Source organism: Angustibacter sp. McL0619, assembly GCF_049994355.1.
GTDB lineage: Bacteria > Actinomycetota > Actinomycetes > Actinomycetales > Angustibacteraceae > Angustibacter.
Genome location: NZ_CP188257.1, coordinates 3773220 through 3798268 on the forward strand (window position 1 = coordinate 3773220; position 25049 = coordinate 3798268).

The following is a 25049-nucleotide window of genomic DNA, read 5'->3' on the forward strand; positions in this document are numbered from 1 at the left end:
ATGCGTGAAACCCGTCACTCACGCATCCGAGGGCCACTGCGGAGCGCGTCGCTCGGCGAACGCCCGCACCCCCTCCGCGCGGTCCGGCGAGAACGCGGTGGCCCGCCAGGCGGAGTCCTCGACGGCGAGTCCGGTGGCCAGGTCGACGTCCAGGCCCAGGCGCATCGCGCGTTTGGCCTGACGCAGCCCGACCGGCGAGTTGGCGGCGATCGCGGTGGCGAGCTCGATGGCCGCCTCGCGAGCGCCGCCGGCTGGGACGACGCGGTCCACGCAGCCCAGCGCCAGTGCCTCCTGCGCGCTCAGCCGGCGCGCGGTGAAGACCAGGTCGGCGGCCCGCGACCAGCCCACTCGCCGGGTCAGCAGCTGCGTCCCGCCCCCGCCGGGGATGACCCCGACGCTGACCTCCGGCAGCCCGACCACGGCCGTCTCGTCGGCCACGACCAGGTCGCAGGACAGCGCGATCTCGAAGCCGCCGCCGAGCGCGAAGCCGTGCACCGCGGCGACCACCGGCATGGGCAGCTCGAGCACCCCGCGGTAGGCGGCTGCGGTGGTAGGCCGCTGCGCGATCAGGTCCGCGTCGCTGAACCCGTTGCGCTCCTTGAGGTCGGCGCCGACGCAGAAGGCCCGCTCGGCGGCGCTGGACAGCACCACCGCACGCGTCCTGCGGCTGGCCGCGAGCGCCGCGGTCGCCGCCGCCAGGTCGCGAGCCATCGCCGTGGAGATCGCGTTCATCGCCTCGGGGCGGTCCAGCACCAGCTCGACGACGTGCTCGCCCAGCGGTCGCAGCCTGACGTTGTCCAGGTCGATCAGCTCATCGCTCACGGGTTGCACGCTATCGCCGACGCAGCACCCACGGGACGACGTGCCCGATGCCGCGCAGCGAGCGACCGCGCAGCTGCCGCACGTCGACGTCGGCCACGTCGGCCAGCGAGTGCACGGTGGCGACGTCCACCAGCACCGTGCCTGGCCGGGCCAGCGCCGTCAGCCTGCTGGCCCGGTTCACGGTGGTCCCGAACACGTCGCCGAGCCGGCCGACGACCGGGCCGGTGGCCAGCCCGACCCGCACGTCCGGCAGCAGGTCGTCGAGGCCGATCTCGTCGGCGACGCCGAGCGCGATGTGGGCGGCCCGCGCGCCGGGTCGGGCGACGAACAGCACCTCGTCGCCGACGGTCTTGACCACCCGGCCGCCGTGCGCGGTGACCACGTCGGACGCGACCGCCTCGAACCGCTGCACCATGGCGGCCAGCTCGCGCTCGGTCAGCCGGCGCACCACCCGGGTGAAGGACACCAGGTCGGCGAAGCCCACCGAGCGCACCGTGGCGGCCACGTCGTGGTCGTGGTCCTGCCCGTCCCGGACGTCGTGCACGGCGCCGGCGACTCCGTCGACGTGCGGGCCGCCGGGCAGGGCCGGGTCGGCCGCCAGGTCCACCTCGGACTCGCTGTCCGCCAGGATCCTGGCCAGCGCCGACGCGGCCTGGCGACGCCAGGCGTAGGCGACCAGCGGTTCGAGCTGGTCGGCGATCTCGGTGAACAGCTGTGCGGTGCGCCGAGCCGCGGCGCGGTCCGGGGTGGCCGCGGGCGCGGACAGCTCGTCCAGGCTCTGCACGTACTCGGCCAGCAGCTGGACCTGCCAGGTGGCCAGCCGGTCCACCGAGCGGCCGACCGCCCTGGTCATGCCGAGGGCGGTGGGCTCGTCCATCAGGCCGTCCCGGACCAGCCCGGTCACGGTGCGCAGCGCGGCGACGTCCTGCTCGGTGAAGGCCTGGTCCTCGTCGTCCACGATCGGGAAGCCGAGTGCCCGCCAGAACTTGCGGGCCGACAGCAAGGACACCCCGGCGGCACTACTGACCTCGCGCCGGCGCAGTGTCCTGGGTGCGCCGAGCAGGACCTCGTCGTCCGGCAGAGGTCGCTCGGCTGGGGTCCCGTCAGCCATGGTCAGGCCTCGTGGAGGTCGTGCCGTCCACCGTCCTCGCGAGCCTCGAGCGCGTCGTCCGCCAGCTCGTAGAGCCGGCGCTGCACCATCTCGACCCCGGGGACGTCGCGCAGCAGCAGCTGGCCGCGCTCGCCGGCCGACTCCACGACCAGCGTCCCGCAACCGAGTACCCGTTCCACCACCGTGTGCGAGAACGAGATGTCGTTGATCCGGGTCAGCGGCATGTCTCGGCCGTTGCGGGCGACCAGCCCGTGCCGGGTGATCAGCCGGCGGTCCGTCACGATGTAGTGCGTGGTGAGCCAACGCACCAGCTGGCGCAGCGTGCCCAGGATGATGAGCACCGCGCCGACCACGACGATGCCGATCCGGACCGGGGCCTGCGCCGAGCCCTCGGGCACCCGGGCCGCGAGGTAGGACGCGACCGGCACGACGAGCAGCAGCACGAGGACGGGCAGCACGAGCACCTTCCAGTGCGGGTGCAGGTCGAGCTCGATGTGCTCGTCGTCGGAGAGGATGCGCCGGGAGTACGCCATGCGTGCATCATGCCGTGTCGGGGGGCGGCGCGGGACGTACGTGGACGACGTCGCCGGCCGCCAGCGCGTGCACCCGCTGCCCGTCCCTGACCAGCAGCCGCCCCTCGTCGTCCACCCCCTCGGCCTCGCCCTGCAGGGACTCGCCGCCGGGCAGCTCGACCCGTACCACCTGACCGATCGTCCGGCAGCGCTCGCGGTAGGCCGCGGCGACGCCGCTGGCCCGCGGCTGGCCGCCCGCGGCAGCCCAGGCCTGGTACCGGTCGCCGACCGCGCGCAGCACTGCCCGCAGCACGGTGTCCCGGTCGGTGGTGGCCGCACCGGCCACGGCCAGCGACGTCGCGGTGGGCACCGGCAGCTCGTCACGGCGCTGACTGACGTTCAGCCCGACGCCGACGACGACCCCGGCCCCGGCCGGGTGCTCCACCACCTCGGCGAGCACGCCGCAGATCTTCTCCTCCTGGACCAGGACGTCGTTCGGCCACTTCAGCCGGGCGTCCAGCCCGCCGACCCGGACCAGCGCGTCGCTAACCCCCAGCCCGACGGTCAGTGGCAGCCAGGACCACATCGCCCGTGGCACGTCGTGCGGACGGACGAAGAAGGACACGGCGATCGCGGAGCGCGGCGGCGCCGTCCAGGTCCGGTCCCGACGTCCTCGCCCGGCCTGCTGGTCGTCCGTGGTCAGCACCGCGCCGTGGTCGGCGGTGCCCGCCCGGACGGCGGCCGCCAGGTCGGCGTTGGTCGAGCCGGTCGCCGGGACGACGTCCAGGCTCGTCCACGGCCCGCCGCCGGTGAGCGCGCGGCGCAGCGGTCCGGCGCGCAGCGGGGGTCGTGACAGGTCACCCCAGGCAGTCCCGTCCACGCTGGTGAGCCTACGGGCACTAGGCTGCGGGCCGTGCCCGACGACGAAGAGATCATCGACATCCATACGACGGCCGGCAAGCTCGCCGACCTGCACCGACGCAACGACGAGGCTGTGCACGCGGGTTCGGCCCGCATGGTCGAGAAGCAGCACGCCAAGGGCAAGAAGACCGCTCGTGAGCGGGTCGAGACGCTGCTCGACGAGGGCAGCTTCGTCGAGATGGACGAGCTCGCTCGGCACCGCTCAACCAACTTCGGGCAGCAGAAGCGGCGGCCCTACGGCGATGGTGTGATCACCGGTTACGGCACCGTGGACGGCCGGCCGGTGGCGGTGTTCAGCCAGGACGTCACGGTGTTCGGCGGCAGCCTCGGCGAGGTCTACGGCGAGAAGATCGTCAAGGTGCTGGACCTGGCCATGAAGCTGGGCTGCCCGGTCGTCGGCATCAACGAGGGCGGCGGCGCGCGCATCCAGGAGGGCGTGGTCTCGCTCGGCCTGTACGGCGAGATCTTCCAGCGCAACGTGCACGCCAGCGGGGTGATCCCGCAGATCTCCCTGATCATGGGCGCCGCTGCCGGCGGGCACGTGTACTCCCCTGCGCTGACCGACTTCGTGGTGATGGTCGACCAGACCTCGCAGATGTTCATCACCGGCCCGGACGTGATCAAGACCGTCACCGGCGAGGACGTGTCGATGGAGGAGCTCGGCGGCGCGCGCACGCACAACACCCGAAGCGGCAACGCGCACTACATGGGCGCCGACGAGGACGACGCGATCGAGTACGTCAAGCAGCTGCTGTCGTACCTGCCGAGCAACAACTTGGACGAGGCTCCGGTGTTCGACACCGACGTCGAGTCCGAGGTCGAAGAGGGCGACGCGTTCCTCGACACCTTCATCCCGGACTCGGCCAACCAGCCGTACGACATGCACACGGTGATCGAGCACGTGCTGGACGACGGCGAGTTCTGCGAGGTGCACGCGCTGTTCGCGCCGAACATCCTGGTCGGCTTCGGCCGGGTCGAGGGTCGTTCGGTGGGCATCGTGGCGAACCAGCCGATGCAGTTCGCCGGCACGCTGGACATCGACGCCTCGGAGAAGGCCGCGCGCTTCGTGCGCACCTGCGACGCCTTCAACGTCCCGGTGCTGACGTTCGTCGACGTCCCCGGGTTCCTGCCGGGCACGGACCAGGAGTGGAACGGCATCATCCGGCGCGGCGCGAAGCTGATCTACGCCTACGCCGAGGCGACGGTCCCGAAGATCACGGTGATCACCCGCAAGGCGTACGGCGGCGCGTACGACGTCATGGGTTCCAAGCACTTGGGCGCCGACATCAACCTGGCCTGGCCGACCGCGCAGATCGCCGTGATGGGCGCGCAGGGCGCGGCGAACATCGTCTACCGCAGCGAGCTCAAGGCGGTGGCCGACCGCGGCGAGGACGTGGACGCCGAGCGCCAGCGGCTGATCACCGAGTACGAGGACACGCTGGCCAACCCGTACATCGCGGCCGAGCGCGGCTACGTCGACTCGGTCATCCCGCCGTCCTACACCCGCTCGTACGTGATCAAGGCACTGCGCGTGCTGCGCACCAAGCGGGAGACGCTGCCGCCCAAGAAGCACGGGAACATCCCGCTGTGAGCGAGTCCCCGGCCCAGGGGCCCGGCCCCGCCGCCGACGCCGTCCGGGTCGCGCGCGGCGAGCCGACCTCCGAGGAGCTCGCGGCGCTGGTCGTGGTCCTGGCCGCCTCGGGCGATTCGGACGGCGGCGACCCGCCGCCGGCGCGTTCGTTGTGGGCCAGCGGCGGACGAGCGCGGACGTCGCCGCTGCCCGGCGCCGGTGCCTGGCGGGCCAGCGGGCTGCCGCGTTGAGTCGGCGGTCAGCTCCGCGCTGAGGCGGTCAGACCTGCGCCGCGGCGAGCGCGGTCGCGGCCAGCAGGTCGGCCCTGGTTGGCCCGGCGGCCGGCCGAGGGGTCGCCAGCAGTTGCTGGAACTGCTGCTCGATCCGCAGCTGCAGGTCGAGGTCGCCATCCAGCACGGACGTGCTGTCCAGCAGGCCCGTGCGCCGCTGGAAGACCCGGAACACCTCGGGGTCGAGCATGGCGACCGCACCCGCTGCGACGACACTGAACAGCTCGTACGCGCCGTCGTGCCGGGTGAACGCGACCGGCTCACCCGTCCACAGCCGGTACCGCTGGTCGTCGACCGCGGTGGCCAGGTCGTAGCGCTCGCGGGTCGCCGGTTCGGTGGCGGCGGCGTAGGCACTGCCCGCGTCAGCCAGGTCGTCGTGGTCGCGCAGCGCCTGGGCGAGCGCCACCGCGTGCAGGAGCGAGAAGGACAGGCCGAGGGCGAGCACGGGGTCCGTGTGGCAGTAGGCGTCGCCGACGGGGACGAGCCCGATGGTGGCCGTGGGTTCGTAGCGCCGGATCGTGTTGCGCAGGCCGGCCAACGGCAGGACCGGGGTGATCGGGTCTACGGCCTCGGGATCCACCCACAGCCGAAGCGAGCCGATGGCGCCCACCGCCGTCTCATAGGCGGCCGGGTCGTTCAGCACCCGCCACTCGGGGGCACCGGTCGGCACCGCGAGCGTCACCGCGAAGGTCTGGTTGTCGCCGGGGAACGTGGCGAAGGCGAGGTAGCCCAGGTCGCCGCGAGGACCGAGCACCCAGGGTCCGTCGGGCAGTTCACAGCCTGGACGGACCCGGTAGTAGCGGCTGTAGTAGACGACTCCGCAGTCGCTGGACTCGACGCCGTCGGCCGACGCCTCCGAGCCAGGCCGGGCACCCCACGACGCGGTCGGCGTCCGACGACCGAGGGCGTCGACGACGACGTCGGCCGCCAGCTCGGAGCCGTCCAGATGCACGGCGGCGACCCGGCCGGCCGCTGTCCTCAGGCCGGTGGCGCGGACGCCGGACCGGACGTCGATCCGGTCCTGCGTCAGGACGGCGCGGCGCAGCGCCCACTCCAGCAGTGGTCGGCGGACGGCCAGGTACTGCAGTTCGGCGTCCTGCGGCCTGACCTCCCCCGGCAGCTTCGCCCGGCCGTCAACGTCGTGCGCGCCGGCCGCGATGAGCGTGGCGTAGACGTCGGGCAGGTGCTGCATGAGCTCGAGCCGACCGCGCGGGATGAACGCGTGCGGCTGATGGAAGTGCGGCACACCCTTGCGCGGCCAGTCGCTCGCGTCGGTAGGAGCATCGGCGGTGAGCTCGTCCCGCTCGACCAGGGTGACGCGATGGCCGTCCCGCGCGAGCAGCAGCGCCGCGGCGAGCCCCGCGACGCCAGCACCGAGAACAGCGACGGACCCAGGGGGCACAGGGCGGAGGCTAGCAGTCGATGATCAGCTGCGGGTCCGCTTCAGATCGGGCGGATCCGGCTCACCCTCAACGGGTGACCCATTGGCTCCAGCCGCACCTATGATCGTGAGCACGGACCTACTGGAGGTGCCATGCACGGTTGGCTGCTGTGGGGACTCGTCCTTCCGATCCTTCTCGTCGTCGCGGGCGTGATGACCATTCGACGCCGCAAGGACCGTCGCTGACGTCGCCGACCCTGGATTCGTGCTCAGCTTCGTCGAGCAAGGTGCAGGGTGATGTCGGCGACCACCGACACGCGCTCGGGTAGCACGCGCAGGATCCGATCGAACACCTGCTCCCGCGCCGGCATCGGCAGGTCGAGATAGGCCGAGATCGTCGACAGGTGACCGAGGTACTCGCGGCCGGACATCGTGGGGCGACGTCTGATCGTGGACTGACGCACGTCCGTGAACAGGTCGGACTCGGCGAGCTCGGTCCCGGGCCACTGCATCGGACTGTCCGGCGGGGTCCCGTCGGGCGATGGGAATCCGTCGTCCGCGAGAAACGGCGATCTGGCGGCGTGCACAGCCTGCTCGACGGCCTCGTCGGCCAAGTGCAACTGCCCTCCGAAGGACGCGAACACGCCGTCGGGGTTGAGCAGCGCAGCGGCTCGAGTCCACCGGTGTTCCGGTGCGGTCCAGTGCAGTGAGGCCGCGGCGAAGAGGAGGTCGTAGGACCTGGTCAGCGGAAGATCCTCGAACGCGGCCAGCGCGACCGACACAGTTGCAGGCACGTGCTTGCGCAGCTCACCAAGCATCGAAGGGTCTGGATCCGTAGCTGTCACAACGATTCCGCGGCTGGCGAAGACGCGAGTGGCCTTGCCCGTGCCCGCGCCGATCTCCAGTGCGGCGCGGATCGGCCCACTCGCGTAGGCCAGTACCTCGTCGACGAGTTCGTCGGGGTAGCCGGGCCGGAAGCGTTCGTAGGCGGATGCCACTGACCCGAAACTCAGTGCGCGTCCCGTCACGCAGCCATGCTTGCACTGCCAGGACCGTCTGAACGGATTGGCCAGCCAGGGCTAGCTGGCTGGCTTGCCGAGGATCATGAGCATCTCAGGGTCGGGCAGGGGCACAAATCCGGCGCGGACATAGAGCTCGTGGGCGTCGCGCGTCGCGAGGAGAACTCGCTTGAGACGCATCGGCTCCAGCCTGGCGACGACCGCCTCCGACAGGCGCCCGCCCAACCCGCGCCCGCGGTGGTCGCGGTCCACGTACACATCACACAGCCAGCCGAACGTCGCGTGGTCGGTGACAACGCGTGCGTAGGCGACTTGGCTTCCGTCACGGGTGAACGCACCGAAGTTCAGGGAATGGCGGGCCGCGATCCCGGGTCACGACGGCATTCTCCAACCTCACTGCCATCGAGGGGCCACCTGGTCACGCTGTCGCTCCAGCCGCGGTCGCGATGGTGCGGACCTCCAGACCGCCTACTCGGCTTGCTTCTCCAGAAGTTGACGGGAGGACGCGAAACCGAGCCTCTCGTAGATGGGCACGGCCCTGCGGCTGGAGTTGACCGTCACCCGCCGCGCCCCAAGCCGCGAAGCGTGCTCCGATGCGGCCTGTACGAGCGCCGAGCCGATGCGCTTCCCGCGCTGTTCCGACACAACGAAGACGCTTTGAATGTCCGCCGAGCGGCGATTCGTCGTGCCCGGCCTGGGCACCCGTGGAACGAGGGCCAGCCACGCCATGCCGACGGCCTCGGCCTCGCAGTCGGCCTCGGCAACTCGAGCGACAAAGGCGGTATGCGAGTCCTCGTGGCCGGTCCACCAGGCGGCAAGGTCAACCGCGAATGACTCGACGGACTGCTTGCCCTGCTCGTCAGGTGCCGCATGCAACCAGAGCAGACGAGCAAGGTCCGTCAGGTCCTGTTGGCCGGCAATGCGAATCTCCATGCCGGCCAGTGTTTCGTAGGGGCGATGGGTTCACGTCAGGGCCCAGACTCACCGCCGAAGCTCGGCCACCTCGTCCAGCCGCTCGAGCTTGTGCGGGTTGCGGATCGCGTAGATCTGGGTGATCCGGCCGTCCTCGATGACGAACGACACCGCCGTGTCGTTCTCGCCGCCGGGGTCGATGCGCGCCGCGATGCCGCCGTTGAGGTCGACGAGGAAAACACTGGCGCCGGGCGCGACCTGGGCGAAGCTCGCCATCACCGGAGCGAGCTTTGCGGCCCCGCGGACCGGCTTCGGGATCGTCGGGGCCAGGCCGCCGCCGTCGCCCACGACGAGCACGTCGGGAGCCATCACCTCGAGCAGTCCGGGCACGTCGCCGGTGGTCAGTGCGGCGAGGAACCGCTCGACCACCTGCTGCTGCTCACGGCGGCTCACCGACATCCGCGGCCGGCGCGCCGCCACGTGCTTGCGGGCCCGCGTCGCGATCTGGCGCACCGCCCCTGGCGACTTGTCCAGCGCCTCGGCTATCTCGTCGTAGGGGACGTCGAAGACCTCGCGGAGCACGAACACCGCGCGCTCCGTCGGTAGCAGAGTTTCGAGTACCGCCAGCATGGCGATCGACACGCTCTCCGCGAGCTCGACGTCCTCGGCGACGTCCGGGCTGGTCAACACGGGCTCGGGCAGCCACTCGCCGACGTACTCCTCCCGCTGCCGCGCGACGGTGCGCAGTCGGTTGAGGCAGAGCCGGGTCACGATCCGTACGAGGTACGCCCGGGGGTCCCGGACCTCGCGGCGTTCGGTGTCGACCAAGGCTGCCCAGCGCAGCCAGGCCTCCTGCACCACGTCCTCGGCGTCGGCGGCCGAGCCGAGCATCTCGTAGGCGACGGTGAACAGCAGGCTGCGATGGACGATGAAGGGGTCCTCGCTCATGACTCGGACGCTACCCGCGGTCGCTCAGCGAGCGGCTTCAAGCCGCAGGCGGCGGCGAAACCGTCGGACTCGATACCGAGCGCCACATTGCCACGCGTGCTCATGTTCGCGAATGCGATGACCGAGGTGAGCTCGACCACGGCGGCAGGTCCCAGCTCGGCGTGCAGCCGGTCGACCAGCTCGTCTGTGACCGTCGGCGGTGTCGCGCTCATCGCCTCGGCGTACTCCAGGACGTCGCGCTCCAGCGAGGTGAAGACGTCCGCCTCCCGCCACCGCGGGATCTCACGCGCCTTCTCCACGTCGAGGCCCTTGTTGTGGGCCTCGAAGTAGTTGAAGTCCAGGCACCACGTGCAGCCGACCAGCGACGCGACCGCTATGTGGGCGAACGACTTCAGGCCCTCGTCGCAGGCGTCCCACTTTTGCAGCTTGCCGCCGAGGCCGAAGGTGGCGAACAGCACCTTGGGGTTGTGCCAGTACACGCCCACCGCCGTCGGCACCTTGCCCAGCTTCCTCTCGATCATCAACGTGATCAGCGCCCCCTTGACGCCGGTGATCTCGGCCGGGGGGATGCGGGTCGTGTGCTCCATGTCTCCTCCTGTGTCGGTGGCTGTGCCGACGTTGGTACGTCGTCACGCCATGAAGACACCGGCCGGGCCGCGGATGTGACAGGGATCGGGAGAAAGGCTGATCCGGCGGTGGGCTGCACGGGCATGAGGGGGCACCGTCGAGCTGCCCTGGCTGGTGGGAGCCCAGGTGGGAGATACTCGCTCGATGAACAAAGACGATCTGCTAGCCGTCGGCCTCGACGTGCGACGTGACGTTCTCGGAGCCGACTACGTCGATAGCGGCCTGGCCGAGTCGGACGACTTCATGATGGCTTTCCAGGACACGGTGACCTCGCTCGCCTGGGGATACTCATGGAGTCGCCCGGGCCTGGACCGACGCACGCGACTGATCTTGACCCTCGGAATCCTGGCCGGCCTCGGCCGCCATCAGGAGCTTGGCATCTACGCCCAGGGCGCCGTCAGGAACGGCGTCAGCGTGGATGAGATCAAGGAGATCCTGATCCACGTGATGTCGTACTGCGGAACCCCCGCCGGACGGCAGTCCTTCACCGCGGTCCATCGAGCCCTCGCCGACATCGGAGCGCTCCCGGACTAGAGTTTTCCGGGCGTTCAGCCACAGCGCAGTCGCCATCCCGCCGGGCCCGGGCCCGTCAGCTCAGGCAGAGGCAGAACGGGTGGCCAGCCGGGTCGAGAAGCACCCGGAACGTCGTCCCGGGCTGGTGCTCGTGCCGGGTCGCGCCGAGCTCCAGGACAGCCGCCTCGGCCGTGTCGAGGTCGTCCACGACGACGTCCAGGTGCATCTGCTGCGGAACGTCCTGACCCGGCCAGTCCGGAGCCGAGTAGTTCTCGACCTGCTGGAACGAGATGCACTGGCCGTAGTCGGCCCGGATGTCGACCCAGTCGGGGCGTGGCTCGATCTTCCAGTCCAGCATCGTGGCGTAGAAGGTCGCGAGGGCACTCGGGTCGGGACAGTCGATGACGATGCTGGGATAGCGCGCGATAGCCATGCCCGGCACCGTAGCGAGCATTGCGGACGACCTGCGCCCTGAATCCGCGGTCAGATCCGACGCTGGTACATCGGGCAGATCTCGCGCACTCGGAAGCCCAGGCTCTCGTTGATCCCGACCATCCATTGGTTCGCGTCGGCGTTACCGGTGACGACGAACTCGCGGGACGGGTGCTCGACCTGCAGCCGGCGCAGGTTCTCGACCTTCACGGCCATCCCCAGCCGGTGTCCGCGGTGCTCGGCCCGGACCAGCGTCCCCCACTGCCACACGCTGCGCCCCGAGCCGCCAGGGACGACGAGGTCGGTGTACGCCACCACCTGGCTGGTCGCTGGGTCGAGCGCCACCGTGGTGAGCCGATGCGTGCCCTGGTCGCGCTCCAGCTCGAGCTCGTGCCGGTACCGCTCGGGCGTCACCGACTCCGGCTCGAAGTCGATGTCGCCGGTGGGAGCCTCGGCGTCCACCAGGTTGGCCGCGTCGCAGAGCGACTGCTGCAGCGGCTCGGGCACACCGTCGAGGTAGGTGGCCAGCTCGTAGCGCCCTCGCCAGGCCGGCTCGGCCTTCGCCGCCAGCTCGTCGAGCCGCTGGCTCGGAACCGGAAGCGGCAGGTGGCGCATCGAGTCCTGGCTGGCCTCGGCGAAGCCGTGCTTCAGCGCGAACCGCCGGTACGGGTGCTCCGTCGTCGAGTCGGCGGGAGCCAGCAGGTCGCCGACGACCTCGTTGCGCGAGCGTGACCGGGCGACGTCCACGACCTGCTCCAGGAGCGCCGTCCCAGCCCCGCGACCGCGGTGGTCCGGGGCGACCACCACGTCGGCGAAGAGCTTGGAGGTGTTGTCGTGCAACGGGATCCACGTCCGCGAGTAGCCGACCAGCAGGTCGCCGTCGAACGCGCCCCAGACGCGGTGCTCCTCGCCGGCGTCCTCGAACCGGCACTCCAGGGCGAAGAACTCGAAGGACTGCGGGTCGTTCCAAGGCCGCTCGAACGATCGGCTCGCGACCCACACCTCGTGGATCCTGCGGAGCAGCTCATCGTCCTCGACGTCCACCTGGCGCACCTGCACGACGAACACGCTAGGACGACGAGCCCGGCCGGGGCGAACGAATATCCACCGGCCATCCCCCACTCGTGACGCGTTGTCGGGGTCTCAAGCGCCCTGGAGACCCCGACAACGTGGCACAAGTGCTCGACGACAACGCGTCAACCGCGTCACAAGTCGGTCGACGGCGCCCCCGGGGGCGTGGGTAGGGTGCCGACGTGACCGACACCACAGCCGAGGCCCCCCGCCGGCGGACCGCCGTCGACGCCATCGCCGATGCCCACCTGGACGCCGAGACCGCGCTCGACCCGATCGCCGCCACCTACCTGGGCGTGCCCGGGTACGAGACCGAGCTGACCGACTACTCACCGCAGGGCAGCCAGGAACGCCGCGAGGTCGGCCTGCGCACGCTGCGGGCGCTCGAGGACGCCGAGCCGGCGGACGACGTCGACCGGGTGACCATCGCGGCCATGCGCGAGCGGCTCGGGCTGGCTGAGGAGCTGTACTCCATCGATGCGGACGACCACGACCTCAACGTGCTGGCCAGCCCGCTGCAGTCGATCCGCTCGGTCTACGACCTGATGCGCAAGGACACGGCCGACGACTGGGCGACCATCGCGACCAGACTGACCAGGACTCCGGAGGCGCTGGCCGGCTACGTCGAGTCGCTGCGGGTGGGCATGGCCCGCGGCGTCACCCCGGCCCGCCGTCAGGTCGAGCAGTGCGCCGTGCAGGCCGGGCGGCACGGCAGTGCGGAAGGGTTCTTCGCCGAGCTCGCCGCAGGCGCCCGCGCCGGTGACGCCGAGCTGCCGGCCGCGGTCGCCACCGAGCTCGGGCAGGCGGCCGCCGTGGCCGCTCACGCCTACGACGAGCTGGCCCGCTTCCTGCGCGAGGAGCTGCTGCCGGTGGCCCGCCAGGCCGACGCGGTGGGCCGCGAGGAGTACGGCCTGCGCTCGCGCTACTTCCTGGGCGCCGAGGTGGACCTGGACGAGACCTACGAGTGGGGGCGCGCGGAGCTCGCTCGCATCGAGGCCGAGATGCGCGAGGTGGCCGAGCAGATCCGGCCCGGCTCGACCATCGACGAGGCCATGCAGGCGCTGGACGACGACCCCGCCCGTCAGCTCGAGGGCACCGACAGCCTGCAGGCCTGGATGCAGAAGCTCAGCGACGCCGCCGTGTCCGCTATGGCTGGGACGCACTTCGACATCCCCGATCCGGTGCGCCGCCTGGAGTGCTGCATCGCGCCGACCCACGAGGGTGGCATCTACTACACCGGGCCGAGCGAGGACTTCAGCCGCCCGGGCCGGATGTGGTGGTCGGTGCCGGACGACGTGACGACCTTCGGCACCTGGCGCGAGACCACGACCGTCTACCACGAAGGCGTTCCGGGACACCACCTCCAGGTCGCCCATACGGTGTACCGCTCGGCGCTGCTGAACCGCTGGCGCCGGCTCGGCTGCTGGGTCAGCGGCCACGGCGAGGGCTGGGCGCTGTACGCCGAGCGGCTGATGTCCGACCTCGGCTTCCTGGACGACCCGGGCGACCGGATGGGCATGCTGGACGGCCAGCGGATGCGCGCGGCCCGCGTTGTGCTGGACATCGGCGTGCACTGTGGTCTGCCGGCTCCGGCCGAGCTCGGCGGCGGCACCTGGGACGCCGACAAGGCCTGGGAGTTCTTCCGGCACAAGGCGAACATGGCCGAGTCCATCCTGCGCTTCGAGGTCGACCGCTACCTCGGCTGGCCGGGCCAGGCGCCGTCGTACAAGGTCGGCGAACGGCTCTGGCTGGACGTGCGCGACCAGGTCCGGGCGCGCGAGGGTGACGCGTTCGACCTCGCCGGGTTCCACCGCCGCGCGCTCGACCTCGGCTCGGTCGGGCTCGACGTCCTGCGCGAGGCCCTGCTGCCGTGAGCCGACCGACGCTGGTGCTCGCGTCGGCTTCCCCGGCACGGCTGCGCACGTTGCGCGCCGCCGGTTTGGACCCGCTCGTGCAGGTCTCGGACGTCGACGAGGACGCGGCCGTGGCCGCCGCCGAGCAGGTCCACGGCGAGCTCGCACCGGACGAGGTGGCGCTGCTTCTGGCTCGCGCCAAGGCCGAGGCGGTCGCCAGCACCGCACAGGACGCCCTGGTGCTCGGCTGCGACTCGGTCCTCGAGCTGGACGGTGAGGTGCACGGCAAGCCCGCCGACGCCGCAGCGGCCACCGAGCGCTGGCGCCGGATGAGCGGCGGCTCCGGGGTGCTGCACACCGGTCACTGGCTGGTTGACGTGCGCGACCACGAGGACGGCGGCAGCGGCGCCACCCTCGGCGCGATCTCCTCGACGACGGTGCACTTCGCCGACGTCACCGACGTCGAGATCGAGGCGTACGTCGCGACCGGCGAGCCGCTGGCGGTGGCCGGGGCGTTCACCACGGACGGCTTGGGTGGTGCGTTCGTGCGGGGCATCGAGGGTGACCACCACACGGTGGTCGGGGTGAGCCTGCCCGTACTGCGCGAGCTGCTCGCCGAGTGCGGCGTGACCTGGACCGACCTGTGGGGCAGCCCAGAGATTTGACGCCGGCCTCCGATGAGGGTTAGGTAAGGCTAACCTTCAAGTTCAAGGAGTTACGCGTGCTGCCCACCTTCGTGATCGGGCTACGCGAGGGGCTTGAGGCGGCCCTGATCGTCGGGATCATCGCTGCCTTCCTCGCCGGCCAGGGACGACGTGACGCCATCCGCCAGCTGTGGATCGGCGTCGCCGCCGCGATCGTGATCTGCCTCGGCGTCGGCTTCGGGCTGAACGCCCTCGAGCGCAGCCTGCCGCAACGCCAGCAGGAGCAGCTCGAGACCGTGATCGGCCTGATCGCGGTCTCGATGGTCACCTGGATGATCTTCTGGATGCGCAAGAACGCGCGTCACCTCAAGAAGGACCTCGAGAGTGCGGCCGGGTCCGCGCTGGCCCGGGGCTCGGCCCGCGCCCTGGTCGTGATGGCCTTCCTCGCGGTCTTCCGCGAGGGGTTCGAGACGGCCGTGTTCCTGCTGTCCGTCTTCCAGAGCAGCACGAACGCCGTCACTGCATCGTTCGGCGCGGTGCTCGGCATCCTGCTCGCGTCCGCCCTCGGGTACGGGATCTACCGCGGCGGCGTGCGGATCAACCTGCAGAAGTTCTTCACCGTCACCGGTTCGGTGCTCGTGGTGGTGGCCGGCGGGCTGCTGATGACCGCCGCGCACACCGCCCACGAGGCCGGCTGGCTCGACGTCGGTCAGGGAACGGTCGCCGACCTGACCTGGCTCGTCACCCCCGGCACCGCTCAGGCCGCGCTGATCACCGGTGTGCTCGGCATCCAGCCCCAGCCGACGGTGGCCGAGGTCACCGTCTGGGTCCTCTACGTCGTCCCCATGTTGTTCGTCGTGCTCTGGAAGCCCCGCCGCAAGCCCGCGGCCAAGCCCGTCCCGGACGAGGTCCGTAGCGCCGCCTGAGCACAGCTCCCACACGCCCACCTGCACACCGTCACCTCGAGAGGTACCCACCACATGCCCTCCGCACGCCTTCGTACGGCCGCCACCGTCGCCGCCGTCGCCGCCGCCCTGGCCCTGACCGGGTGCGGCAGCTCCTCCGACGACGCGGCCGGCTCCGGCGCGAAGAAGATCGCCGTCAAGGTGACCGACGACGGTTGCCAGGCCAGCCCAGCCACGGCCGAGGCCGGCGCCCTGACCTTCGAGGTGACGAACTCCGACGCCAAGCGGGTGACCGAGGCCGAGATCCTCAAGGACGGCAAGATTCTCGGCGAGAAGGAGAACCTCACGCCCGGGCTGTCCGGCAGCAGCTTCACGCTGCGGCTGGAGCCCGGCGAGTACGTGGTGCTCTGCCCGAACGCCGCGACCGACCAGTCCGCCTTCACGGTCACCGAGGCCAAAGGTGCGACGGCCGCCGCGACCACCGACGCCGACCTGGCCAGCAGCGTCGCGACGTACAAGGCCTACCTCGAGGACCAGACCGCGCAGCTGACCGCCCAGACCGGGAAGTTCGTCGCCGCGGTCAAGGCCGGCGACGTGGCGCAGGCCAAGGCCCTGTTCGCGCCGACCCGGGCCTACTACGAGCGGATCGAGCCGGTGGCCGAGAGCTTCGGCGACCTGGACCCGCAGATCGACGCCCGGGTCAACGACGTGGACCCCGGTGACCAGTGGACCGGCTTCCACAAGCTCGAGAAGGCGCTGTGGGCCGACGGCACGCTCGACGGTATGGACCCGGTGGCCGACAAGCTGCTGACCGACGTCAAGGACCTGCAGACCAAGGTCAGGACGGTCGAGCTCGCGCCCGAGCAGATCGCCAACGGTGCGGTCGGCCTGCTGGACGAGGTCGCCAAGAGCAAGATCACCGGCGAGGAGGACCGCTACAGCCACACCGACCTGTGGGACTTCGCGGCCAACGTCGCGGGTGCCCGTGAGGCGGTCGACGTGCTGGCGCCGACCCTGCGCACCAAGGACGCCGCCCTGCTGGCCACGATCAACGGCCAGTTCAAGGACGTGCTCGCCTCGCTGTCGAAGTACCAGACCGCCGACGGCTACCAGGACTACTCGGCCGTCACCGACGACCAGCGCCGCACGATGACCACCCAGGTCAACGCGCTGGCCGAGTCGCTCAGCAAGATCGCCCCGCTCATCGCCTGAGCGCGGCGACGACTCCACCCGACCAACGCAAGGGAACCGCAGTGACCTCCACCGGAAACCTCTCCCGCCGCCGCTTCCTCGGTGGCCTCGGAGCCGCCGGGGCTGGCGTCGGCCTCGGCGCGGTGGCGATCGCTGCGCACGCCGAGACGCCGGACGCAGCCACCAGCGCTGCGTCCGGCGTCGACGCGGGCGCCCGGGTGGACTTCCACGGCCGGCACCAGGCCGGGATCGGGACGCCGTCCCCGGACCGGCTGGCATTCGCCGCCTTCGACGTGACCACCAAGGACGCCGACGCGCTGCGCCGGGTGCTGACGGACTGGACCGCTGCGGCCGTCGCGATGACCCGTGGCGTGCCGGTGCCGGGCAACTCCGACGACCTGGCCGCTCCCCCGGCCGACACCGGCGAGGCGCGCGGCCTGCCGCCGTCCGCGCTGACCGTGACGGTCGGCTTCGGCCCGTCGTTGTTCGACCAGCGGTTCGGGCTGGCCGGACGCCGGCCCGCCGCGCTCGAGCCCATCCCCGCGCTGCCCGGCGACGAGCTGCAGGCGCAGCGCTGCGACGGCGACCTGGTGATCCAGGCCTGCTCCAACGACCCCCAGGTCGCCTTCCACGTGATCCGCAACCTGGCCAGGATCGGCAGCGGAGCGGTCGCCATGCGGTGGTCTCAGCTCGGCTTCGGCCGCACGTCGTCCACCAGCAGCAGCCAGGCCACACCGCGCAACCTGATGGGCTTCAAGGACGGCACCCGCAACATCCACGGCGAGGACACCGCCGCGATGGACTCGCACGTCTGGGTGGGCGCCGAGGGCGACCAGGACTGGATGCGCGGCGGCACATACCTGGTCTCGCGCCGGATCCGGATGCTGATCGAGTCCTGGGACCGCGACTACCTCGCCGACCAGCAGGCCGTCTTCGGCCGGCACAAGGTCAGCGGTGCGCCACTGACCGGCACCGACGAGTTCGACGCGCCGGATTACCACGCCAAGGGCTCGGACGGCGAGCCGGTGATCGCGCAGGACGCGCACATCCGGCTGGTCAGCCCGGAGAACAACAACGGGCTGCGGATCCTGCGGCGCGGGTTCTCCTACACCGACGGCATCGACGACATCGGGCTGCTGGACGCCGGCCTGTTCTTCATCGCGTTCCAGCAGGACCCGCGCAAGCAGTTCGTTCCGTTGCAGCGCAAGATCGGCCGGATGGACGCGCTGAACGAGTACATCAAGCACACCGGCAGCGGCCTGTGGGCATGCCCGCCCGGACTGGTGGACGACGGCAGGACCTGGGCCGACCAGCTCTTCGGCTGATCCTCGGAAACGTCCTGGCGCCAGGCTCGTCATGGCAGGGAACGCCGGATCTGGTTTCAACGGCGACTGAGCTGCCCGATCCCCCAATTCGGACCCACAGACGGCCGTGCATGCCCCATTCCGCCCAGAATGCCTCACCGGTCGGGCGCATGCCCCGGTCCAAGACTCACGGACGGTTGTGATCATGCTGCGGTCGGTCGGCGGTCGTGCCGGCGCCGTGGCGGCACGGCGGGAACCGCTGTCGGCGGCCTGAGGCTGGAGCGTCGCCGCTCGCTCCTGGGGTGAGCGCGGGTGCGCCGTGGGCGGAAGCGGTCGCGGCATCGGGGGACGCCCGGCAGGCTTGGCGGCATGGACCTGGGGTTTCGCGGTGAGGTGGCCGTGCTGTACGCGCGCTACCGGCATGGGTACCCACCGGCGGTGCTCGACGCCCTAGTGGCCGCGTTCGGGCTGACCGGTGACGACGTGGTGGTCGACCTGGGGTGCGGGACGGGCCAGCTCGCGCTGCCGATGGCCAGGCGGGTGCGGGCCGTCCTCGGTGTCGACCCCGAGCCGGACATGGTCGGGCTGGCCCGGGCCGCTGCCGCGGAGCTCGGCGTGCGCAACGTGAGCTGGCTGGTGGGCGCGGACTCGGACGTCCCGGCGCTGGCCGCGCTGCTCGGAGAGCGGACAGTGGGGGCGATCACCATCGGGCAGGCGCTGCACTGGATGGACCACGAGCGACTGTTCCGCGAGGCGCGGCCGCTGCTGCGGCCCGGTGGCGGGGTGGCGGTGCTGGCCAACGGGACGCCGCTGTGGTTGCAGGACAGCGGCTGGTCGCGCGCGCTGCGGGAGTTCCTGCAGGACTGGTTCGGCAAGCGGCTGACCGCCACATGCGGCACGGACGAGGCGACGCGGCAGCGGTACCGCGCCGCGCTGGCCGCCGCCGGCTACGAGACGAGCACGACGAGTGCCGAGTACCAATGCCTGCTCGACGTCGACCGGATCGTCGGCGGGGTACTTTCCGCGGTGCCGGTGGACGGGCTGCCGCCGCCGGACCGCCGGGCGGCCTTCGCTCGCGGGATCGACGAGGCGCTGCGGCGGCACGCGCCGTACGAGGAGCACGTCCGGGTGTCCGTCCTGACCGGCCGCGTCGACTAGCCGGCAGGCGTCGTTGGAGGCCTCGATACCGCTGGTCGAACCAAACTCACGTCGCGATCGCTGAGTGCGATCAGTGCACGGAACGGATTGGCACGGATGCATATCGGGCGAATCCGGACGTTGCGCCGACCTCGCCTGGGGCACGGAGCTCAGTCACAAAGCCACAGCAGCACACCGTTCGGCCGCGATGCGGATGCTCGGCTGGCGCGTCATCTCGCCGCTTGACGGCGCGCTTCAAGGGAACGCCGGGGATACGTCTCACGCGGGTGCCCTTCTCGTAACGTGTTCGCATGTCGCGATTTGAATATGACGAGGAAGCCGGTCAACGACTGCACATGGATGTTGTGCACGAAATGGACGACCTAGCTGACTCAGGATCGAACTGGGTGGACGCGATGCGTCGCCTCAACGCGATCGACGATCCGCTCGCTCGCAGGCTCCTCGCCCTACACCGCGACTGCGGATCCGGCTCGGGAGAGTGCGACTGCGGCGACGATGAACCCGGCGAGCGGCAAGGCTGGGGCTGCGAGACAACTGCGCTCATCGCAAGCCACTTTGGAGTCGACTACTAGGGGTGCCCGTCCCTGAGGCTGACCTGCGTCACACCGCCGCATGCCGGACGGCCGTTGAGTATCCGGTCATGCCGCTCGCCGCGCCGAGACGCCGCCAGTGAGGGAGCGCGATTGGTGACGCTGCGGTGGTAGCGCGGCCGCCCAGGTCGGTCGTACGGTCATGTAGGAATCCCTACACCGCCGAGATGTGCCATGAGCCAGATCCGCGCCGCCGCCGCCGCTGCCCTGGTGGCCCTCGCCCTCACCGCGGGGTGCAACGCCGGAGACAGCACGGATAGAGCTGGCGATACGAGCTCGCTGACGTCCAGGTCCCCAGCCGGTCGGGTCACGCCCGCCCTGGACTCCATCGCCGTCCTCGGTCACTCCGGGGCCACGGGCACGATGAGCGACGTCCACGACGTCGGACGGGACGCGCACGAGAACTCGTGGGCCACGGGCGAGAACCCGGCCGTGCAGAGCATCTACTGGCGGTTGCTCCAGACCCACCCGGCAATGCGCGGCCACAACTACGACGAGGCGGTCAACGGGACCAAGGTCGACGCCCTGGACGGTCAGCTGCTGACGCTGCTGGCCGAGGCCGACCCGCTGCCCGACGTCCTCCTGGTGCAGAGCATCGACAACGACATGCGCTGCGACGGGACGGACCCGCAGAACTACGGCCCGTACGGCGCTGCTCTCGACGAGGCGATCAGCCAGATGCAGACCGCGATCCCCGGCGTGCAGGTGTTCCTGGTCAGCCAGTGGGCCACCGTCGCCGGCTGGACAACATGGGCGGCGCACCGGCAGGACCTGGTGACCGACAACACCGGCACCGGTCCGTGCGGGGTCTTCGACGCCAGCGGCGCGGTCCGGCCGGCCGGTGTCCAGTCCATGCAGGAGATCGTCGACACCTACTGGCGCACCGTCGTCCAGGTCTGCAGCAAGCACCCCGGTTGCTACACCGACGGCGGGGCCGAGCAGGCGTTCACCGTCACCGACCGCGACCTCGCGGCCGACGGCAACCACCTGTCGATCGCCGGCCACCACAAGTTCGCCGCCATCGCCTGGCGCACCCTCCCCCCGCAGATCACCCAGCGGCCCTGACCGGAATCTTCACGCTCCGGGGTACGGGTAACGGGGCCGCTATCGACAAGTGCTACCGAGTCTCAACGGGCTGCTCTACCTCGACCTCGCAGAGAGCGACAACGAAGCGGCTCTTGGACTGAAGCTTCTGAGTCTGCGGTCGTTGCCGGACGACTTGCGTCATTCCGCCGCCTGTCGGCGCCGGCAGTTCGTCCGGATCCGGGATCCGGTGCCTGTCTTCGGCGGTCGGGTACAGCTAGCCGCGCACGGGTCGGCGCCGGGGGCGAAAGCGCGCTCAGTCCGGGGAAACGCCGAACCCGGTTTCGCGGATGATTTTGGCTGGGACGCCGGCGACGATCACGTTGGCTGGTACGTCGCGGGTCACGACGGCGCCGGCGCCGACGATTGCTCCGTCGCCGATGGTGACCCCGGGGACGATGGTGACGGCGGCGCCGAGCCAGACCTTGCGGCCGATGCGGATCGGTCCGGGCACCATGTCGGCTCGTCGGCCGGGGTCGACGTGATGGTTCAGAGTGGTCAGAGTGCTCCCGTGCCCGATGAGGGTGCCGTCCCCGATGCTGATGCCGCCGGTGTCCTGGAAGCGGCATCCGAGGTTGATGAAGACGTGCTTGCCGAGGGTCAGGTTCTTGCCGAACTCGCTGTAGAACGGTGGAAAGACCGTCACCGACTCGTCGACTTCTTTGCCGGTGAGCTCGGTCAGTAGGGCGCGGACCTCCTCGGGTGTGCGGTATCCGGTGTTGATGTCGGCGACGATCCGCAGGGCGTCCTGCGCGGCGCCATGCATGAACCGATGGTGCTGAGAGCCGCCCTCGATGGGGCCGCCGCTCTTCACGTGGGCGAGGAAGTCCGCCAGGTCAGTCGTGGGCGGGAGGTCAGTCACCGAGCGCCTCGACTCTCGCTGTGATCGGGCCCTCGAGTTCGGAGATACGCTGCGCGGCGTCGCCGTCGAGCTGGCCGAGGATGACGATCCCTGGGAAGTAGGACTGGTCGCCGTAGTAGAGCACGAGATCGTGCCCGGGGGCGTAATAGCCCAGGTCGTCCACGTCGGGGTCCGCTCCGTCGGGCTGTCCGGCCAAGGAGAGCGGTGACGGGAGCCTGCCGGTCTTCTCGACCCCACCATGATCGACCATGGAGATTCTCACCGGCAGCTGCGCGACCAGATCGCGGGCCGCCGCGCTCTCGTTAAGGGTCGCGTCGATGGGTTGGTCGCCGATGGTGATCTGGATCTTCACCCTGTCCTCCTCGGGCGTGTCGTTGCGAGTGGTGCTGGTGGACCTTGTCGGGTTGCTGTCGGCCGCCGCAGGCGGGGTTGCCTCGCTGTCGGGCTCGATATCGCCACACCCGACCAGGGCGATGGTCGCGGACAGGGCCGCGGTCAGCAGCGCGCGTGACGCGGTGGGCGAGGTCATCGTGCGCATCAGGTCTCCGCCGGGGCGCTCACAGGGTGAGCAGGACCTTGGTCGCCGTGCGCTCGTCCATGGCCTGGTAGCCCTCGGCGGCCTGCTCCAGCGGCAGGGTGAGGTCGAAGACCTTGCCGGGGTTGATCTTGCGGTCCCAGATCAGCTGGAGCAGCTCGGGCAGGAACCGGCGCACCGGGGCGGGGCCGCCGTGGAGGTGTACGCCGGCCATGAAGAGCTCCTCGCCGGGGATCGCGACGTCGTGGGAGACGCCCACGAACCCCACGTGGCCACCGGCGCGGGTGGAGTGGATGGCCTGCATCATGGCTTCCTGGGTGCCGACCGCTTCGATGACCGAGTGCGCACCGAGCCCGCCGGTGAGTTCCTTGACCCTCGCGACACCGTCCTCGCCCCGCTCCTCGACGATGTCGGTGGCCCCGAACTCCCGCGCCAGCGCCTGGCGGTCGGTGTGGCGGCTGAACGCGATGATGTGTTCGGCGCCGAGCTGCGCGGCGGCCAGGATGCCGAGCAGGCCGACCGCGCCGTCCCCGACGACTGCAACCGTCTTGCCGGGGCCGGCTTCGGCAGCGACGGCCGCGAACCAACCGGTGCCGAGCACGTCGGAGGCAGCCATCAGGGACGGGACGAGGTCCGGTGTCGGCGTGCCGGGGGTCGCCACCAGGGTGCCGTCGGCGAGGGGGATGCGGGCCAGCTCGGACTGGGTGCCGAGGGTGCCCATCAGCACACGGTGCGTGCAGTACGCCTGGTAGCCGGCCCGGCAGATCTCGCAGGTGTTGTCGGAGGCCCAGAACGAGCCGACCACGAAGTCGCCGACCTTGACGCCGTGGACGTCGGAGCCGATCTGCTCGACGACGCCAACATACTCGTGGCCCATCACTTGGTGGTCGACTGGCTCGGCGCCGCGGTAGGGCCACAGGTCGCTACCGCAGATGCAGGTCGCCGACAGGCGGATGATCGCATCGGTCGCCTCGATGATCCTCGGGTCCTCGCGCTCCTCGACCCGGACGTCCCCGGGGCCGTGCATCACTACCTGACGCATCGCGAGCTGCTCCTCTTCGTCGCTTCGTCTCACCTTGTCGTGACACCGTCGGGGCGCCACGGCATCGAGTGAACCCGCTAGCCGCTCGGGCTGGAAGTCACTGTCGATAGGTGTACTGACAGGGCATCCCTCGCGGCTCTGGTCCGAGCTGGAGGCGGCCTAGGCTCGACGTCGTGGACAACCGCCAGGACGTGCGCCAAGAGGTGCGTGAGTTCCTCACCACCCGCCGCGCTCGAATCACCCCGGACCAGGTGGGCCTGCCGACCACCAGCAGCCGCCGGGTGCCCGGACTGCGTCGCAGCGAGGTCGCCTCACTGGCTGGCCTGAGCGTCGAGTACTACGCCCGCCTCGAACGCGGCCAGATCGCAGGTGCGTCCGCGGGGGTGCTCGACGCCCTTGCCCGCGCACTCCAGCTCGACGAGACCGAGCGCGCCCACCTGCTCGACCTCGCGCGGGCCGCCGACGGCATCCCAACCTCGGGCCGGCCCCGTCGGCGTACCGCCAACAAGGCGGCGTCCCGGCTCAACCTGCGGTGGGCACTGGAGGCGATCACCGACGGCGTCGCGTTCGTCCGCGACCCGCATCAGAACATGCTTGCCACCAATGCGCTGGGTCGGGCGTTCTACTCACCGGTGATCGGCGATGGCGGCCGGATGCCGAACCTGGCGAGGTTCCAGTTCCTCGACCCGGCCTCGCGCGACTTCTACCCCGACTGGGACCTGTTCGCCGAAATGTGCGTCGGGATCATGCGCACCGAGGCCGGGCGCGACCCCCACGACCGGGGACTGCAGGATCTCGTCGGTGAGCTGTCCACCCAGAGCGAGACCTTTCGGCGTCTGTGGGCTGACCACAACGTCCGCACCCATGGTGCCGGCACCAAGCGGTTCCACCACCCGGTCGTCGGCGAGCTGACCCTCGCCTACGAGGAGCTCGCCATCACGGCCGAACCCGGCCTCGTGCTGATGGTGTACACCGCCGAGCCCGGCTCCCCCTCGGCCGAACGCCTCCGTCTGCTCGCCTCCTGGGCAGCACCCGCAGACCTGTCCCCAAACAACCCCTCCACGCACACCTAGAAGGAACCTGATGCAGATCACGCGCAGCTCGATCGACACCGCGAAGGGCCCGACCGACTGGTTCACCGGCGACGTCTACATCGACTCCGTCGCCGCCGCGCCGACTCCGTCGCGGGTGACGGCGAACCTCGTCCATTTCATGCCCGGAGCCCGTACTCACTGGCACCGCCACCCGCTGAGCCAGACCGTCTTCGTCACCGAAGGCGTCGGCCGGTGCCAGCGTCGCGGCGGACCCGTGGAGGTCATCCGCCCCGGCGACCGCGTCCTCTTCGAGGCCGACGAGGAACACTGGCACGGCGCCGCACCCAACCGGCTCATGGTGCACGTCGCCATCAACGAAGCAGACGACCAGCACGACGTCGTCCACTGGCTCCAGCCCGTTACCGACGACGAGTACGAAGCAGCGCTCGGGCTCCAGGACTGACAAGGCAGCAACAGCCAGGTCGCCCACGAAACCGACCTCGTCGCTCGCTGCGCCATGCCGCCCATCCAGATCTGAGCGCGATGCGCCTGTTCGACGGGTGCGTCACACCGCCGCAATCGTGCGGGCGGCCGACGGTCGCACGGCGGCCGGCACCGGCGAACTCAGATGCGGGACCACCCCTACCTGAGACGCGAAGGCAGGGTGCGGGAGCCTCCGGGCCCAAGTCAACGCCGTCCGATCGAGGGCAGTTGCGCGG

General features: G+C 70.7%; 27 protein-coding genes and 1 pseudogene. 13 read left to right on the forward strand and 15 right to left on the reverse strand.

Annotated features, from left to right (window positions below; translation table 11 throughout):
- Window positions 1–18: 18 nt before the first annotated feature.
- From ACPPVT_RS17485 to ACPPVT_RS17500, 4 genes are read right to left on the reverse strand one after another with little or no spacing between them, the layout of a single operon-like run.
- Entirely contained in the window at window positions 19–822 is an 804-nt protein-coding gene (locus tag ACPPVT_RS17485) for an enoyl-CoA hydratase-related protein (protein ID WP_426562476.1), read from the reverse strand.
- Between the two features lie 10 nt (window positions 823–832).
- The gene (locus tag ACPPVT_RS17490; RefSeq protein WP_426562478.1) at window positions 833–1933 is read right to left on the reverse strand and encodes an adenylate/guanylate cyclase domain-containing protein; all 1101 of its coding nucleotides are present in this window, start codon (window positions 1931–1933) and stop codon (window positions 833–835) included.
- 2 nt (window positions 1934–1935) lie between these two features.
- Window positions 1936–2466 carry a PH domain-containing protein gene (locus ACPPVT_RS17495; RefSeq protein WP_426562480.1) on the reverse strand — a complete coding sequence of 177 codons (531 nt, stop codon included), beginning with the start codon at window positions 2464–2466 and terminating at the stop codon, window positions 1936–1938.
- A gap of 7 nt (window positions 2467–2473) precedes the next feature.
- Window positions 2474–3325, reverse strand: a complete 852-nt coding sequence (locus tag ACPPVT_RS17500; protein ID WP_426562482.1) for a biotin--[acetyl-CoA-carboxylase] ligase — start codon at window positions 3323–3325, stop codon at window positions 2474–2476.
- Window positions 3326–3349: 24 nt separating this feature from the next.
- Here ACPPVT_RS17500 and ACPPVT_RS17505 point away from each other — a divergent pair, with 24 nt between their 5' ends.
- Together ACPPVT_RS17505 and ACPPVT_RS17510 are read left to right on the forward strand one after the other, a co-directional pair.
- Window positions 3350–4957, forward strand: a complete 1608-nt coding sequence (locus ACPPVT_RS17505; protein WP_426567194.1) for an acyl-CoA carboxylase subunit beta — start codon at window positions 3350–3352, stop codon at window positions 4955–4957.
- Window positions 4954–5187, forward strand: a complete 234-nt coding sequence (locus ACPPVT_RS17510) for an acyl-CoA carboxylase epsilon subunit (RefSeq protein ID WP_426562484.1) — start codon at window positions 4954–4956, stop codon at window positions 5185–5187. The genes ACPPVT_RS17505 and ACPPVT_RS17510 overlap by 4 nt, the downstream gene beginning before the upstream one ends.
- Before the next feature lie 28 nt (window positions 5188–5215).
- Here the strand turns inward: ACPPVT_RS17510 and ACPPVT_RS17515 are convergent, their stop codons facing one another.
- From ACPPVT_RS17515 to ACPPVT_RS17540, 6 genes and pseudogenes are all read right to left on the reverse strand, one after another.
- Window positions 5216–6628 carry an FAD-dependent oxidoreductase gene (locus ACPPVT_RS17515; RefSeq protein ID WP_426562486.1) on the reverse strand — a complete coding sequence of 471 codons (1413 nt, stop codon included), beginning with the start codon at window positions 6626–6628 and terminating at the stop codon, window positions 5216–5218.
- A 248-nt stretch (window positions 6629–6876) separates the two neighbouring features.
- Window positions 6877–7635 (reverse strand): class I SAM-dependent methyltransferase, encoded by a 759-nt coding sequence (locus tag ACPPVT_RS17520; protein ID WP_426562488.1) that lies wholly within the window; start codon window positions 7633–7635, stop codon window positions 6877–6879.
- 51 nt (window positions 7636–7686) lie between these two features.
- A pseudogene (locus tag ACPPVT_RS17525) lies at window positions 7687–7983 on the reverse strand (GNAT family N-acetyltransferase); the annotation flags it as partial.
- 111 nt (window positions 7984–8094) lie between these two features.
- Window positions 8095–8559, reverse strand: a complete 465-nt coding sequence (locus ACPPVT_RS17530; RefSeq protein WP_426562490.1) for a GNAT family N-acetyltransferase — start codon at window positions 8557–8559, stop codon at window positions 8095–8097.
- A gap of 48 nt (window positions 8560–8607) precedes the next feature.
- Window positions 8608–9486: an RNA polymerase sigma-70 factor gene (locus tag ACPPVT_RS17535; RefSeq protein ID WP_426562492.1), complete on the reverse strand. Its 879-nt coding sequence runs from the start codon at window positions 9484–9486 to the stop codon at window positions 8608–8610.
- Window positions 9483–10073: a carboxymuconolactone decarboxylase family protein gene (locus ACPPVT_RS17540; protein WP_426562494.1), complete on the reverse strand. Its 591-nt coding sequence runs from the start codon at window positions 10071–10073 to the stop codon at window positions 9483–9485. The genes ACPPVT_RS17535 and ACPPVT_RS17540 overlap by 4 nt, the downstream gene beginning before the upstream one ends.
- Before the next feature lie 184 nt (window positions 10074–10257).
- On the opposite strand from ACPPVT_RS17540, the gene ACPPVT_RS17545 reads away from it, so the two are divergent.
- Window positions 10258–10647 (forward strand): carboxymuconolactone decarboxylase family protein, encoded by a 390-nt coding sequence (locus ACPPVT_RS17545; RefSeq protein WP_426562496.1) that lies wholly within the window; start codon window positions 10258–10260, stop codon window positions 10645–10647.
- A gap of 55 nt (window positions 10648–10702) precedes the next feature.
- On the opposite strand, the gene ACPPVT_RS17550 is transcribed toward ACPPVT_RS17545, so the two are convergent.
- Window positions 10703–11059, reverse strand: a complete 357-nt coding sequence (locus ACPPVT_RS17550) for a VOC family protein (RefSeq protein ID WP_426562498.1) — start codon at window positions 11057–11059, stop codon at window positions 10703–10705.
- Between the two features lie 50 nt (window positions 11060–11109).
- Window positions 11110–12117 (reverse strand): GNAT family N-acetyltransferase, encoded by a 1008-nt coding sequence (locus ACPPVT_RS17555; protein ID WP_426562500.1) that lies wholly within the window; start codon window positions 12115–12117, stop codon window positions 11110–11112.
- 194 nt (window positions 12118–12311) lie between these two features.
- On the opposite strand from ACPPVT_RS17555, the gene ACPPVT_RS17560 reads away from it, so the two are divergent.
- The 8 genes from ACPPVT_RS17560 to ACPPVT_RS17595 all read left to right on the forward strand — a co-directional run bounded on the left by ACPPVT_RS17560 (window position 12312) and on the right by ACPPVT_RS17595 (window position 20839).
- A complete protein-coding gene (locus ACPPVT_RS17560; protein WP_426562501.1) occupies window positions 12312–14003 on the forward strand; it encodes a DUF885 domain-containing protein in 1692 nt (563 codons plus the stop codon).
- Complete coding sequence (locus ACPPVT_RS17565) at window positions 14000–14647, forward strand: Maf family protein (protein ID WP_426562503.1); 648 nt, start codon at window positions 14000–14002, stop codon at window positions 14645–14647. Before ACPPVT_RS17560 ends, ACPPVT_RS17565 begins: the two co-directional genes overlap by 4 nt.
- 56 nt (window positions 14648–14703) lie before the next feature.
- The gene (gene efeU / locus ACPPVT_RS17570; protein WP_426562505.1) at window positions 14704–15552 is read left to right on the forward strand and encodes an iron uptake transporter permease EfeU; all 849 of its coding nucleotides are present in this window, start codon (window positions 14704–14706) and stop codon (window positions 15550–15552) included.
- A gap of 54 nt (window positions 15553–15606) precedes the next feature.
- A complete protein-coding gene (gene efeO / locus ACPPVT_RS17575; RefSeq protein WP_426562507.1) occupies window positions 15607–16743 on the forward strand; it encodes an iron uptake system protein EfeO in 1137 nt (378 codons plus the stop codon).
- Window positions 16744–16784: 41 nt separating this feature from the next.
- Window positions 16785–18047: an iron uptake transporter deferrochelatase/peroxidase subunit gene (gene efeB, locus ACPPVT_RS17580; protein WP_426562509.1), complete on the forward strand. Its 1263-nt coding sequence runs from the start codon at window positions 16785–16787 to the stop codon at window positions 18045–18047.
- 348 nt (window positions 18048–18395) lie between these two features.
- On the forward strand, window positions 18396–19184 hold the full coding sequence (locus tag ACPPVT_RS17585; RefSeq protein WP_426562511.1) for a class I SAM-dependent methyltransferase: 789 nt from the start codon (window positions 18396–18398) through the stop codon (window positions 19182–19184).
- Window positions 19185–19474: 290 nt separating this feature from the next.
- A complete protein-coding gene (locus ACPPVT_RS17590; protein WP_426562513.1) occupies window positions 19475–19756 on the forward strand; it encodes a hypothetical protein in 282 nt (93 codons plus the stop codon).
- Between the two features lie 192 nt (window positions 19757–19948).
- Window positions 19949–20839: a hypothetical protein gene (locus tag ACPPVT_RS17595; protein WP_426562515.1), complete on the forward strand. Its 891-nt coding sequence runs from the start codon at window positions 19949–19951 to the stop codon at window positions 20837–20839.
- A gap of 274 nt (window positions 20840–21113) precedes the next feature.
- On the opposite strand, the gene ACPPVT_RS17600 is transcribed toward ACPPVT_RS17595, so the two are convergent.
- The 3 genes from ACPPVT_RS17600 to ACPPVT_RS17610 form a co-directional block, all read right to left on the reverse strand.
- The gene (locus ACPPVT_RS17600) at window positions 21114–21719 is read right to left on the reverse strand and encodes a sugar O-acetyltransferase (RefSeq protein ID WP_426562517.1); all 606 of its coding nucleotides are present in this window, start codon (window positions 21717–21719) and stop codon (window positions 21114–21116) included.
- The gene (locus ACPPVT_RS17605) at window positions 21712–22071 is read right to left on the reverse strand and encodes a cyclophilin-like fold protein (RefSeq protein ID WP_426562519.1); all 360 of its coding nucleotides are present in this window, start codon (window positions 22069–22071) and stop codon (window positions 21712–21714) included. The genes ACPPVT_RS17600 and ACPPVT_RS17605 overlap by 8 nt, the downstream gene beginning before the upstream one ends.
- A gap of 205 nt (window positions 22072–22276) precedes the next feature.
- Window positions 22277–23296 (reverse strand): zinc-dependent alcohol dehydrogenase family protein, encoded by a 1020-nt coding sequence (locus tag ACPPVT_RS17610; RefSeq protein WP_426567195.1) that lies wholly within the window; start codon window positions 23294–23296, stop codon window positions 22277–22279.
- Between the two features lie 173 nt (window positions 23297–23469).
- On the opposite strand from ACPPVT_RS17610, the gene ACPPVT_RS17615 reads away from it, so the two are divergent.
- Together ACPPVT_RS17615 and ACPPVT_RS17620 are read left to right on the forward strand one after the other, a co-directional pair.
- Window positions 23470–24369, forward strand: a complete 900-nt coding sequence (locus ACPPVT_RS17615; protein WP_426562521.1) for a helix-turn-helix transcriptional regulator — start codon at window positions 23470–23472, stop codon at window positions 24367–24369.
- A 10-nt stretch (window positions 24370–24379) separates the two neighbouring features.
- On the forward strand, window positions 24380–24793 hold the full coding sequence (locus tag ACPPVT_RS17620; protein WP_426562523.1) for a (R)-mandelonitrile lyase: 414 nt from the start codon (window positions 24380–24382) through the stop codon (window positions 24791–24793).
- Window positions 24794–25049: the final 256 nt, after the last annotated feature.